We start from the raw sequence: 13,176 nt of genomic DNA on the forward strand, positions 1-13,176 counted from the left end.
ATATTGTCCATGAAACAAAGTAAAATGTTGATTCCAACGCTTCGCGAAATGCCAAGCGATGCTCAAGTCATTAGCCATGCTTTGATGTTGCGTGCAGGTTATGTTCGCCAAGTATCAGCTGGTGTCTATTCGTATTTGCCACTAGCTAATCGAGTGATTGAAAAAGCAAAAGGCATCATGCGCCAAGAATTTGAAAAAATTGGAGCAGTAGAAATGCTTGCTCCAGCCCTTTTGAGTGCGGATCTCTGGCGTGAATCTGGTCGTTACGAAACTTACGGGGAAGACCTCTATAAGTTGAAAAACCGTGAAGGCTCTGACTTTATCTTAGGTCCAACTCACGAAGAAACCTTTACCGCTATTGTGCGCGACTCCGTAAAATCTTACAAACAATTGCCGTTGAATCTCTACCAAATTCAACCAAAATACCGCGATGAAAAACGCCCACGGAACGGTCTTCTTCGGACCCGTGAGTTCATCATGAAAGATGGTTATAGCTTCCATGCTAACTACGATAGCTTGGACGTTACTTATGATGAATACAAGGCAGCTTATGAGCGGATCTTCACACGCAGTGGCATCGACTACAAAGCCATCATCGGTGATGGTGGTGCCATGGGCGGAAAAGATAGCCAAGAGTTTATGGCTGTTACACCTGCTCGTACAGACTTGGATCGTTGGGTTGTTTTAGACAAATCAGTGGCTTCCTTTGATGAGATCCCAGCAGAAGTCCAAGAAGAAATCAAAGCAGAATTGCTCAAATGGATGGTCTCTGGTGAAGATACCATTGCCTATTCAAGTGAATCCACCTATGCTGCCAACTTGGAAATGGCTACTAACGAATACAAGCCAAGTAACCGTGTTGTAGCGGAAGAAGAAGTGAAACGCGTGGAAACACCAGGTGTCAAATCGATTGATGAAGTAGCTGCATTCTTGAATGTTCCAGAAGAAGCTACTATCAAGACTTTGGTTTACATCGCAGATGGTGAGCCTGTTGTTGCCCTTCTCGTAGGTAATGATCAGCTCAATGAAGTGAAGTTGAAAAACCACCTCGGCGCAGACTTCTTTGAACCTGCAACCGAAGTGGAAGTGAAAGAATTATTAGGAGCTGATTTTGGCTCTCTCGGTCCAGTTGATCTTCCTGAAAATGTTAAGATTATCGCAGACCGCAAGGTCCAAGACAGCCGTAATGCAGTAGTCGGTGCCAATGAAACAGGCTACCACTTGACTGGTGTCAACCCAGGACGTGACTTTACTGCAGAATACGTCGATATCCGTGAAGTTCGTGAAGGCGAAATCTCACCAGATGGGAAAGGGTTCTTGAACTTTGCACGTGGGATCGAAATCGGTCACATTTTCAAACTCGGTACACGCTACTCCGCTAGCATGGGAGCAGATGTCTTGGACGAAAACGGTCGTGCAGTTCCGATCATCATGGGCTGCTACGGAATCGGTGTCAGCCGTCTTCTTTCAGCTGTTATGGAGCAACATGCACGCCTCTTTGTCAATAAGACTCCAAAAGGGGAATACCGTTACGCTTGGGGGATTAACTTCCCTAAAGAATTGGCGCCATTTGATGTGCATTTGATTCCAGTCAATGTCAAGGATGAAGCAAGCCTTGCTTTGACCGATCGGATCGAAGAAGCTTTGGTGAATAAAGGCTACGAAGTCTTGGTGGATGACCGAAATGAACGCGCTGGTGTCAAATTCAGCGATAGTGATTTGATTGGACTTCCAATCCGCGTAACAGTTGGTAAGAAAGCAGCTGAAGGCATCGTTGAAGTGAAAATCAAAGCGACAGGAGATACCATTGAAGTTCATGCGGACAATCTCCTTGAAACTCTTTCAATCTTGAACAAATAAGAAAAAGCTTTCTGAGCTCTCACCAGTGTGGTGATGAAACTCAGGAAGCTCTTTTTATTTTTCTTCTTTGAGGCCTTGATCTTTGAAATAGGTAAAGAGATCTTGAGGTTTGCCATTGAGGTATTTCTTGAACTCGGCTCTTTCTTCCTCCCCTTGATCCCCGTAGATGGAAGCAAACTCATCTTTCTTGATTTTTGAGAAGTCAGCTTGTAAGACCTTGGCATAGGATTGTTTATCTTTCGAAATTTGAATGCGGAAGCTAAGACCAGGCTTGCCATTTAAGCTTTTATAGATATCGCTATGTTCTAATTCTTCTTGGTAGATTTCCTTTAACTCGGAAAGATCCATGTCTTGCAAATCTGAGGAAATGGGTTCAAAACTAAGAAAAGTAAAAGAGACAATTTCATCTTTTTTGTAGCCGATTTGAATTTTGTTTTGGTGGTGATCGCCGAGGTCACTAACAAAGGTCTTGTTTTGGACTTGCTCCTTTTTGGTTTGAGTGGCCTCTTGCTTGGAAGAAGCGTTAGTAGTCCCTTTGCCTTGTTGGCCTTGGCTACAAGCGGTAAGAGCTAGTAGACAGACAGAGACAAGTAGAAATTTTTTCATATATACTCCTTATAGGTTAATGGTGTTCGATCTTGTATGAAACAAGTTTTGAACAGGTTTCATTATACCATAAAAGTTTTAAAAATGAAAAAATATACAAAAGTCATCGAAATTTGCTTTTAAAAACACCTAAAATCAACAACTTTTATCTATGTGTTGAGTTAATATAAAAGGACAGAGTGTCTTCTTTTCTTTCCAGAAATAATACTAGTTGGAGACTACTGGGGCAAGGAATTCGGGAAATATATTACAGTTTTATGACAAAATGTTACACAATTGTAACAAAGTTACAATGTTTTATCAGTTAGTCCTCTAAACTTGACATTCTGGCAATATTTCATTAAGATATTTTTAAGTAAATAATACAAACAGGGAGAAAAAGGTAAAATATACAGTTATCTGGCATTTTACTAATTCGTACTAAAATGTATTGTTTATGAAAAAAATATAAGGGTATCAGCCCAAAAGGAGAAACATATGGCTCAAATTAAATTAACTCCAGAAGACCTACGTGCTTCAGCACAACGTTATGCACAAGGTTCTCAAGAAATCGATCAAATCCTTACTACTTTGACTCATGAACAACAAGTCATCGACGCAAACTGGGATGGATCTGCATTTGATAGCTTTGAAGCACAATTCAACGAATTGTCTCCAAAAATCAAACAATTCGCTCAATTGTTGGAAGACATCAACGGTCAATTGATCAAAGTTGCTGATATCGTTGAACAAACTGACCAAGATATCGCTGCACAAATCCACTAAGATAACTAAGATAGTCTTGGAGGTGATCTTACTTCTTGTAGGTAGATCACCCTTTTGTCTTTTGATATATAGAAAATAGGGGTTAGATTCTTAATTCCTAACCCCTATTTTGTATCTATGAATTAGAAAAAGGAAAAGGTATGGAAGTTAAAAATAAAAAATGGTTAAAATACATCGGTCAGAGTGCGGTTGTGCTCCTTTTGATGGGATCTGTCGTGGGTCTTTATACGACGGTTCAAAAGGACCAAAAGCAAAACGAAGCCAAGACCGTGCAAACAACGGAAAACACTAAGCTCAACATTGCGGTTGTCAATGAAGACAAGGCGGTCAAGCTGAATGATAAAGAATATAACCTTGGGGCTAGCTATGTAAAGAATATCGAACGGGATAATTCGCAAAACTGGTCTGTACTCCCTCGTGGAGCTGCTGAGTCAGGGCTTGCAGATGGCAAGTACCAGTTGATGATCGTTATTCCAAGTGATTTCTCAGAGAAGGTCTTGGAAGTGAACGCGGTTAATGCAGAGAAGACAACGGTGACGTATAAGGTCAATGCGGCTGGGAATTCTCAGGTTGAGAACGAGGCCAATAAAGTCGCTAAAGATATCGTTTCAGACTTGAATAGCCAGTTGGTTGATATGTATATGGTCAGCATTTTGAGCAACCTTTATACAGCTCAAAAGAACGTGGAAACAAGTAACAAAATTCAATCCACCAACATTGGTTCTTACCGAAGCAACTTGCTGGATTCGGCCTTGGATTCCAAGAATATCTTCCCAAGTCTCTATAGCTTGTCTACGTCATCTGTCGAGTCGAACAATGCCTTGAAGACAGTCCTTGAGTCTTATACACAGGCTTTTGATCAATTGACCCAATCTCAGGATCAGTACGGTCAAAACTTCGACACATTGATCAAGCAACGCTCTGAGGATAAGATCAGCCATGAAGAGTTCATGAACCAGCTGATGTCTATGAACCAGTCTGTTGTCAGTGAAAAGACTCAAGAGTTGTATAAGAATCTACAACAAAACCAAGAAGCAATTACCAAACAATTGAGTCAACCAACTGAAACAGCAGGAGATGCTTCAGGTACCAAGACCTATGCAGGCTTGACAAAAGATGTGAATGATCGTGTGGCAGACCTTGAAAAAGGGATCAAGGCAGAACGCGACAAATTAGATGAGCACGAAAAGAACATCGAGTCTTCTGTAAAAGCGAAGATCCTTGACTACTATGGTCTAAATGAAGGAGACAAAGTCACTCTTCGTACCTTGCTTGGAAAGCCAAAAATCGAAACTATCAGCAAGGCTCGAGATAAAGCGGATGATGACATTCGTCAAGCAATTGAAAAACTTCCGTCTTTAGATCCTGCTAGTCTGAATTTGAATAAGTATGGAAATCTCAACGCAGCGATTAATTTTGATAGTGCTTTTGCTGGAACAAAGGCGCATCCAAAAGGGAACGCCGATGACTTAAAAAAATTGGCTGCAGAAGTGGATGCCAAATCAACGGCAGTTGCGGATGTCCTTAATGCTAAATCTGGAAAACAAAAAGTTAGCATTCAAGTACCTGCCGGAGTCAAGGTTGATACTTGGACCTATGATGGACAGACTTATGCAGGCAGTGGTGAGCAGGAAGTTGAACTGAAAGATGGCAAACAAATTCAAATTCACCTTGTTGAAGATGGAGGAGCTATGCCAAGCGCGATTGATGTTGAAGTTCTTGTGAATGGAGTTTCTTCAACCAGTGTGACTGTATCTGCAGATGAATTGAAAACAGCTGTCGCTAACTATGCATCGAAAGCTAGTGAAATCGCCTTGGATTATCAACGCGCAGGAGCATTGATCGATGCCTACTATCCAGAAGATGACAACCATGTTCGTCATTCACTCTATGATCCAATCGAAGATATGGATTTGACAAACGCTTTGGTCGACATCGTGAAGGCTGCTGTTTCAAGTAACATGAAGGACTACCGTAAGAGTATTGAAACGGATGAATCTGGGGATGCAACGAAGAGTGTGAAAGCCCAGTTAGATGGTACCCTTAAACAGTTGCAAGACTTGGGACCACAATTGCAGGCCAATCTTCAAGCAATCGAAAACACTAACAAAGTTCTAACCCAAAATATCAATGATCAATTGACGCAATATGCTGATCTTCAAAAACGTTTAGAAGAGATATCAAAAGCGCAAGAAACAGTGACACAGGCTCAAACCAAGACCGATGCAGATTTGTCAGCTCTTGGTTCTGAATACACGTCATTATTGAGCTCGACAGAAGGCGTTAAGAGCTCATCTCGTAGCAATGTAGAAGCTGCTAACTCTACCAATGAAATCTTTAGCCAATTGAACAAAGAATTGGAAAAAGCCCAAGGTAATACAGAGAAATTGTCTAGCAATGCAGAGAGCTTGATGGGTGAATTCGACAAGGAATTGTCTGAAAACGGGAACTTCGTCGAAGCCTTCCGTAAAGTCTTCAACAATGCCTATGAAAACGGAGTACCGAATGAAGTCTTGCTTGACTTCTTGTCAAACCCAGTTGCAGAAAAATCTTCTTCTGTGAAAGCGACCATCAACGTCTACCGTCCATTTATCTGGATCTTTATGTTGGAAGTCTTGAGTCTCTTTACAGCTTATCTCTTTGCGACTCAGCCAATCATCCGTAAGGTTAAGGATCGTTTCAAATTGGATCGTTTGCAAGAATCAGATCTCTTGTCTGTCGGTGTCCTTGTGGGACTTTCTCTCATCCTTGGACTGGTGATCGGAATGATTTCAAGTATTCAACTCTCTGTTGGTCGTGAATATGTACCTTCATGGGTATTCTTAGCGGTTCTAGCAAGCTTTGTCTTGGTACAACTACAATACCTTCTCTTGAAACACTTCCGTGTGATTGGAATGGGACTGGCCTTCTTCATGTTGATCAGCTATGTCTACCTATCAAGCGCGATCGGAACGACCGCGACCTTGTCAGGCCTTCCAGCACTGGTGAAAAATGTCAACCTCCTTTCTATTTTAGAAGGACAGTTTGCGGGTTACTTTGATGGACAAACAGCCGGTATCGGCGTCTTCTTCGGATTGTTGGTCTTCTTCGGACTTTTGGCGGTTGCCAATATCTTCATTCCAAAGAAGTTTACTCAAACAAAGGAAATTGAATCAAGCTTATGAAAAAAATGATGTATCTTCTCTTTGTCTTTAGTCTCATTCCAGTAGTTGCTGTTTCTGCAGATGATTTTATTGATAATCGTCTGCAGGTCAACAACTCACGTCTTGAGACCGAGCAGGAAAAGACACTTGGGGGCCAATTGGATGCGACTGAGTCTCTTTTCAATGAGAAGGATCAGAAAAAATTAGCAGATGAAAAACGCAAGCAAGAGAAACAATTGACCGATTCTGACGGCCAGTTGTTTTCTGCTATAAAGGGAAAGAAAAAAACGGGGCCTGAAGCGGACCTGTTCCAGCCTGAAAATCAAAAATTATCTAAATTCGAGTCCAATGTGGAGGACAATTCGGCTAGCCTGTCGGATTTTATTCCAGCCTTGCAAATGCTGGCTTGGAGTGCCCTTCTCTTTGGGATTGCTGGCTATATTTCCTATCGAATCTATAGAAAAGAGGCCTAAATGGACCAACATATCAATGTCACCTTCCGTATGAATGGTGCAAGCCATGACCTCCGAATCCCAACACGGATGGAGGTGCGACGCTTGATTCGGGAATTGGATCAGATCTTTGGATCTGCCAGGGAGCCTAGAAGCAAGTATCAGTTGCGCGTGGTAAATAAGGGCATCTTGCTAGATGAAGGCAAGGTGGTACAAGAGTATCCGATCACGAGTGGTGATCTGATCGAGATTGAGGAGTGGTAAGGTGAAAGAAGAACAATTTACACTGGAAGAACAAGTCTTCCGTTTTGAAAAAGAAGAAACGAGCTGGCGGCTGGACCTCAAGCGTTCAGAAGTGGATAGCCAGGATTTACGCAATTTATGGATTTTGGATCTCCATCATCCCTTGTTTTTAGAGCAAAGCATGACAGCGGATCAAGACCAGATTCATCTGACCTATCAGACAGATGCGCTAGGCTTGAGTGCTGAAGAAATCCAGGCATTACCAGTATCAGACCGTCTGCGTCTAGCTATCAATGTCTTGGATTTAGCGCCTGCATTGGAGCTTCCGGTGACCTTTATGTTGCATCCCATCAATTTATTTGTGACCAAGGATGCGCAGGTCAAGATCGCTTATCGCGGGGTGCCGGGGATGATGGTGCCACGCAAGTGGGATCAGGTTGAATTCTTGCGTCAGGCCAAGTGCTATGCGGTCACTCTTTTTGGGGACTGGGATTTCATGGAGCTCTATCAAGGCACACTTGAATTAGAAGATCTACCTGATTTCTTGGTGGAAATCCGTGATGCCGCTAGCTTAGAAGAGATGAAAGCTCTCTTAGAGAAAGCCTACAAAGAGCGCAAGGAAGAGGAAGAAAAGACCTTGACCTTGGTTTCAAGTCGTCAACACCGAATCTTTAAGTTGGCAACAGTATGGCTTTCAGCTGTAGTGGCCCTCTTACTCTTGCCTTTGATTTATTTGGTCTTTTTCCAAGCACCCTTTAAAGAAAAGTTGCTTCAAGCGGATACAGCCTATCTCAAGGTAGACTATACCGGTGTGATCGATGAGTTGGAGGGAGTAGCTCCAAGCAGTCTTCCAACGACACAGAAATATGAGTTGGCGACGTCTTACTTGCAAGGCTTGAATTTTTCAGAGGACCAAAAGAAGGTCATCCTTAACAATGTTACGCTCAAGTCAGACAGCCTCTATCTCCACTACTGGATCTATATCGGTCGTCATGACTTTACCCAAGCGCTGGATACAGCCAAACGGATCGACGATTCAGACTTGATTATCTATGCCCTTCGTAAAGAAATCAAGGCGACACGTGATAGCGAAAAACTCTCTGGTGAACAGCGCGAGAAAAAACTCTCTGAGCTTGAGGGCGAATACAAGAAATATTGGGATGCCCGCTCTAAACTCTTGGAAGCAGAGACAGATGAAACCAAAGCTTCCACTAGCAGCTCAACAACAGCTTCGTCTACAGAAAGTTCCTCAACAGAAAGCTCGTCTTCTACAACTGCAAGCTCGACTGAGTCTAGCGACCACAAGGAGTAGTCTATGAAAAAACGTATCATACTCTATAAAAAAGGCTTTCGCTATGAGCTAGCGCTAGAAGAGGGAAAAACAGCAACCGTATCGAATCAAGAAACGGCTCAGTTGACCATTTCTTCGCAAGAAAACCCCCTTCATTTCCAATGGAGTCAAGGAGAAGTCTTTTACCAATATGGGGAAGACAAGGGCGTGCTTGAAAATAGCAAGATCCTTGGAGATGTGGTCTGCTACTTGGCGACAGGAGAAGTCCATACCTATGAGCTGCTCGACAAGGAAGAAATCCTGGTAGCAGATGAGCAAGGTGCGGATGTGCGCTTGCACTATCCAGTGCGCTTTCTCCTTGTGAAAAAAGACCAGACCTGGGCTTGTCAGCTCCTATCAGGAAAACTCTACCATAACCACAAACTCGTCACTGAAGCGACGTTTCCACTGGCTTTTGGGGATGAGCTGGCTATTGAAGATGTGACCTTTAAGCTCTATCCGGAAGAATTTGGCGTGGAAGGGACTGTCGAAGTGAGTCCTTATCTGGTGCCTCGCTTGCATTCGCGTTACGACTTCTACAAGGACTACCCAGAGTACCACCGGTCTCCGCGGATCATCTACCGGAGCTCAGAAGACAAGATCCTGATCAATCCTCCGGGTGCGGAACCCCAAAAACCTTCCGATGAACTCTTGAAGTTGATCATGCCCCCCCTCATCATGGTTGGGGTGACCCTCTTGATCACCATTTTCCAACCGCGGGGGCTCTATATCATCGCGACGGTATCCATGTCTGTGGTCAGTGTGATCTTTTCAGTACAAGGATTTTTCAAGAATCGTAAGAAATATAAAGAAGATAAGAAAGAGCGCGTGGAGCTCTACCATCTCTATCTCAAGGACAAGGCCAAGGACTTGGAACAGCTATCTCGTAAGCAACGAGAAGGCATGTTTTACCATTTCCCGGCGATTGCAGACTTGACTAAGATGGTCAAACGCTATGACTCGCGGATCTACGAAAAAACACCGCTTCATTTTGACTTTTTGGCCTATCGTTTGGGCTTGGGCAAGGTTCCAACCAGCTATGAGCTCAAATATGGTCAGGAAGAACGCAGTGGGAAGAAAGATGTCTTGGAAGAAGAAGGCTACGCCCTGTTCCAAGCTCATCAAAAAATCGACAATCTTCCGATTGTAGCCAGCCTCAATCGGGGTCCCGTAGGGTATGTCGGCCCTCGTCCCATCGTGCTCGAGCAGTTGCAACTCCTCGTTGCCCAATTGGCTGTCTTTCACTCTTACCATGATCTGACTATTATTCCGATCATTCCAGAAGAGGAAAAAGAAAGCTGGGATTGGATGCGCTGGTTACCTCATGCGACCTTGCAAGACATGAATGTCCGTAGCTTTGTCTACAATCAGCGGACACGCGATCAGGTCTTGAACAGTCTCAACCAGATCCTCAAACTCCGAAAGGCGCAAAAGGAGGAAGAAAAAGCCAATGACACCAAGATCTTCCACCCTCACTATGTGGTCCTCATCACCGATGAAACCTTGATTTTGGACCATGTCATCATGGAGTTCTTCCGTGAGGATCCGACAGAGCTGGGCTGCTCCATCATCTATGTAGCAGACGTGCTCTCATCTCTTTCTGAAAATATCCAAACGGTTATCTCTATCAAGGACCGCAACCAAGGGCAATTGCTCTTGCAAGAAGGGGTTCTTCGGGAGCTCGACTTCCAATTGGATCACTTCCCTGAAGGCTATGACAAGGAAGCCATCTCGCGTGGCCTTGCACCTCTCAAGCATATTCAACAGCTCAAGAGCTCGATTCCGGACTCGGTGACCTTCCTTGAAATGTACCAGGCGGAAACTTTCAATGACCTCAAGGTCTTGAGTCGTTGGGAGAGCCATGCCCCTTACCAAAGTTTGGCCGTACCGATTGGTCTGCGCGGGAAGGACGATTTGGTCTACCTCAATCTCCATGAAAAAGCCCATGGACCACACGGCTTGATCGCAGGGACAACTGGTTCTGGGAAGTCTGAAACCATTCAGTCTTATATCCTGAGCCTGGCCGTCAACTTCCACCCACACGATGTGGCTTTCCTCCTCATCGACTACAAGGGTGGGGGAATGGCCAACCTCTTCAAGGATCTGCCTCACTTGCTGGGGACCATCACCAACTTGGATGGGGCCCAGTCCATGCGGGCCTTGGCTTCTATTAATGCGGAGATCCACCGTCGGGAGCGGCTCTTTGGTCAATATGGGGTCAACCATATCAACCAATACCAAAAGAAATTTAAACTGGGTGAAGCGACCGAACCGCTGCCTCACCTCTTCTTGATCAGTGATGAGTTCGCCGAACTCAAGGTCAACCAACCAGACTTCATCAAGGAGTTGGTCTCTATCGCGCGTGTCGGGCGTTCCCTCGGGGTGCACTTGATCCTTGCGACGCAAAAACCTTCTGGGGTCGTGGATGACCAGATCTGGTCCAACTCCCGCTTCAAGCTAGCTCTCAAGGTGGCTGACCGTGGGGACTCCATGGAGATGCTGCGGACAGCAGATGCAGCTGAGATCACCCAGACAGGTCGTGCCTATCTCCAAGTCGGGAATAACGAAGTCTATGAACTCTTCCAAACCGCTTGGTCTGGAGCAGACTACCAGCCTGAAAAGGAGCAGCTAGGGATCGAAGACCATACCATCTACTTGATTAATGAACTGGGCCAATACGAAGTCCTCAACCAAGACCTATCCGGTCTGGATATGGCAGAAGAAATCAAGGAAGTGCCGACAGAACTGGATGTCATCGTGCAAGAAATCAACCACTTGCACCAACAAGAAGGCATCGCAGCTGTGGCCCAACCATGGTTGCCTCCGCTCAAAGAGCGGATCACGCTGGATGAGTTGGACAAGGTCGTGCCGATCGAGGCTTGGCAAAAACGGACAGCTCCAAGCGTCCTGATCGGGGTAGCCGATATCCCGCAGGCGCAAAAGCAAGAAGCTGTCGCCATCGATCTGTCAAAAGATGGGAACATCCTCCTTTACGGAAGTCCAGGTACAGGAAAGACCACTTTCCTACAGACAGCAGCTATGGATCTGGCTCGCAAGCAGAGCCCAGAAAATCTGACCATGTACCTGCTTGATTTCGGAACCAATGGTCTAGCACCGCTAAGCCAATTGCCACATGTGGCAGATAGTCTCTTGCTCGATCAGACGGAAAAAATCCAGAAATTCATCCGGATCATCAACCACGAGTTGGATCGCCGCAAGAAGCTCCTCTCTGAGCATGGTGTCGGCACCATCGCCCTCTACCGTGAAGTGACCGGCAAGCAAGAGCCAACCATGATCATCCTCATGGATAGCTATGAGTCGATGAAGGATGAGCCTTATGAGACAGACCTCTTCAAGCTCTTCATGCGGATCTCCCGTGAAGGTCTCAGCATTGGTGTGCACTTGATTATCACAGCTAGCCGTCAGAACAACCTACGGGCTCAGCTCTATTCAAACTTCAAGCACCAGCTGACCTTGCCACAAAATGATATCTCTGAAGTCCGTGGTATCGTGGGAGCAACCCCACTAGCAGCCACGATGGAAGACATCAAGGGACGCGCCCTCATGAAACGTGACGAAGTCGATGTCGTCCAGTTCGCTCTACCAGTCGCAGGGGACAATGATATCCAAATCATCAACAACCTCCGCGACCAAGTCCAAAGCCTCAAAGAGATGTGGACAGGTCGCACCCCAGCAGGCATCCCAATGGTGCCAGATGAGTTGACAGAAGCAGCCTTCTACGGACGTGAGGATGTAGCAGCCTTGCTGGATGAAGGTGAAATTCCTGTTGGGTTAGACATGGAAACTGCGAAGGCAATGGGATGGAATGTAAAACGAGGTCATTTGGCTTATATTCTTGAAAAAGAAGAACAAATGTCACAAATTACAAAACATCTTGCTTCGATGAGTGTAAAACTTGGTAAAAAGACAATTATACTCGCACCAGAATATCATCAAATAAATAATATTGATTCTTCTGTAACACTAATTTCAGATAAAGAGAAATTACATGAAATGATTCAAACTATTTCGGTTAAAATGGATGATCGATTTGCGGAAAATGAGACAAATTACACAACAACTTTTATTGTGTATAACTTATCTGAAATTGTTGATTTGTTAAATGATGAGGACATTAGAATTCTTGCTAAACTTTTTGAAAAAGGTCATCAGGTTGGTTTCCTAACCGCAGTATTAGCTACACCAGGTCTAGTGCGTAAGATTGATATAGCATCAAAAGCAATTAGAAATTATAAACAGGCTATTTTAGCAGTGAGACAAAATGATCAGCAACTTATCAATATTTTAAATAAAACATTAAGAGAACCAGTGTTACCAAAACAAGTGAATTATTTTGTTGTAGATGGCATAGCTCAAACTATAAAAGTATTTATTGACTAAAGAAAGGGAAGTGAAAATGAGTGAAGTAAGTAATCTCAAAAGCCAGATAGCACAGGTTGATCAAAAGGTTCAAGCTTTGAGAAGTGCACTAACTAAAGTTCAAGGTGTGGATCTTAACGTAGATGATGTAATGGAAGGCTATGAAAAGTTGCATGTGTTTGGAACAAAATATGACGAACAAAGACTTCAGGAAAGTAAGGTTATCGTTGACGGAAGAGAGGATCTTGATAAAACATATAAACAAGCTACAATTGATGCTATCAATGCAGAGATTATAAGATTGGACGCAGTGAGGAGATCATTAGATACACAACTTACAGATGCAATTGCTCGAGAAGAATATGAAAAAATGGATAGGAAGATAAGTAGGAGGTAA

The 13,176-nt window shown here is 44.1% G+C and carries 9 protein-coding genes; 8 read left to right on the forward strand and 1 reads right to left on the reverse strand.

Translation table 11 applies throughout. The features are described 5' to 3' along the window. The first annotated feature begins 9 nt into the window (after window positions 1-9). Window positions 10-1,860, forward strand: a complete 1,851-nt coding sequence (locus HMPREF2926_RS02765) for a proline--tRNA ligase (RefSeq protein ID WP_023919525.1) — start codon at window positions 10-12, stop codon at window positions 1,858-1,860. A 54-nt stretch (window positions 1,861-1,914) separates the two neighbouring features. On the opposite strand, the gene HMPREF2926_RS02770 is transcribed toward HMPREF2926_RS02765, so the two are convergent. Further along, window positions 1,915-2,466, reverse strand: coding sequence for a hypothetical protein (locus HMPREF2926_RS02770; RefSeq protein WP_023919523.1), 552 nt, complete (start codon window positions 2,464-2,466; stop codon window positions 1,915-1,917). Between the two features lie 477 nt (window positions 2,467-2,943). Here HMPREF2926_RS02770 and HMPREF2926_RS02775 point away from each other — a divergent pair, with 477 nt between their 5' ends. From HMPREF2926_RS02775 to HMPREF2926_RS02805, 7 genes are all read left to right on the forward strand, one after another. After that, window positions 2,944-3,231, forward strand: coding sequence for a WXG100 family type VII secretion target (locus tag HMPREF2926_RS02775; RefSeq protein ID WP_003016069.1), 288 nt, complete (start codon window positions 2,944-2,946; stop codon window positions 3,229-3,231). 140 nt (window positions 3,232-3,371) lie between these two features. Next, window positions 3,372-6,395, forward strand: a complete 3,024-nt coding sequence (gene esaA / locus HMPREF2926_RS02780; protein WP_070586357.1) for a type VII secretion protein EsaA — start codon at window positions 3,372-3,374, stop codon at window positions 6,393-6,395. Then, complete coding sequence (gene essA / locus HMPREF2926_RS02785) at window positions 6,392-6,847, forward strand: type VII secretion protein EssA (RefSeq protein ID WP_003009984.1); 456 nt, start codon at window positions 6,392-6,394, stop codon at window positions 6,845-6,847. Before esaA ends, essA begins: the two co-directional genes overlap by 4 nt. Then, window positions 6,848-7,090, forward strand: a complete 243-nt coding sequence (locus HMPREF2926_RS02790; protein ID WP_070586358.1) for an EsaB/YukD family protein — start codon at window positions 6,848-6,850, stop codon at window positions 7,088-7,090. It begins immediately after the preceding gene. A 1-nt stretch (window position 7,091) separates the two neighbouring features. Next, the gene (essB, locus tag HMPREF2926_RS02795) at window positions 7,092-8,381 is read left to right on the forward strand and encodes a type VII secretion protein EssB (RefSeq protein ID WP_070586359.1); all 1,290 of its coding nucleotides are present in this window, start codon (window positions 7,092-7,094) and stop codon (window positions 8,379-8,381) included. A gap of 3 nt (window positions 8,382-8,384) precedes the next feature. Beyond that, window positions 8,385-12,800, forward strand: coding sequence for a type VII secretion protein EssC (gene essC, locus HMPREF2926_RS02800; protein ID WP_070586360.1), 4,416 nt, complete (start codon window positions 8,385-8,387; stop codon window positions 12,798-12,800). Between the two features lie 16 nt (window positions 12,801-12,816). Beyond that, complete coding sequence (locus tag HMPREF2926_RS02805; RefSeq protein ID WP_070586361.1) at window positions 12,817-13,176, forward strand: hypothetical protein; 360 nt, start codon at window positions 12,817-12,819, stop codon at window positions 13,174-13,176.

Source organism: Streptococcus sp. HMSC078D09, assembly GCF_001813675.1.
GTDB lineage: Bacteria > Bacillota > Bacilli > Lactobacillales > Streptococcaceae > Streptococcus.

Bases quoted from the DNA above. Each gene is read 5' to 3' on its own strand.
- HMPREF2926_RS02765 (WP_023919525.1), top strand. From the start codon at position 10: ATGAAACAAAGTAAAATGTTGATTCCAACGCTTCGCGAAATGCCAAGC.
- HMPREF2926_RS02770 (WP_023919523.1), bottom strand. From the start codon at position 2,466: ATGAAAAAATTTCTACTTGTCTCTGTCTGTCTACTAGCTCTTACCGCT.
- HMPREF2926_RS02775 (WP_003016069.1), top strand. From the start codon at position 2,944: ATGGCTCAAATTAAATTAACTCCAGAAGACCTACGTGCTTCAGCACAA.
- esaA (WP_070586357.1), top strand. From the start codon at position 3,372: ATGGAAGTTAAAAATAAAAAATGGTTAAAATACATCGGTCAGAGTGCG.
- essA (WP_003009984.1), top strand. From the start codon at position 6,392: ATGAAAAAAATGATGTATCTTCTCTTTGTCTTTAGTCTCATTCCAGTA.
- HMPREF2926_RS02790 (WP_070586358.1), top strand. From the start codon at position 6,848: ATGGACCAACATATCAATGTCACCTTCCGTATGAATGGTGCAAGCCAT.
- essC (WP_070586360.1), top strand. From the start codon at position 8,385: ATGAAAAAACGTATCATACTCTATAAAAAAGGCTTTCGCTATGAGCTA.
- HMPREF2926_RS02805 (WP_070586361.1), top strand. From the start codon at position 12,817: ATGAGTGAAGTAAGTAATCTCAAAAGCCAGATAGCACAGGTTGATCAA.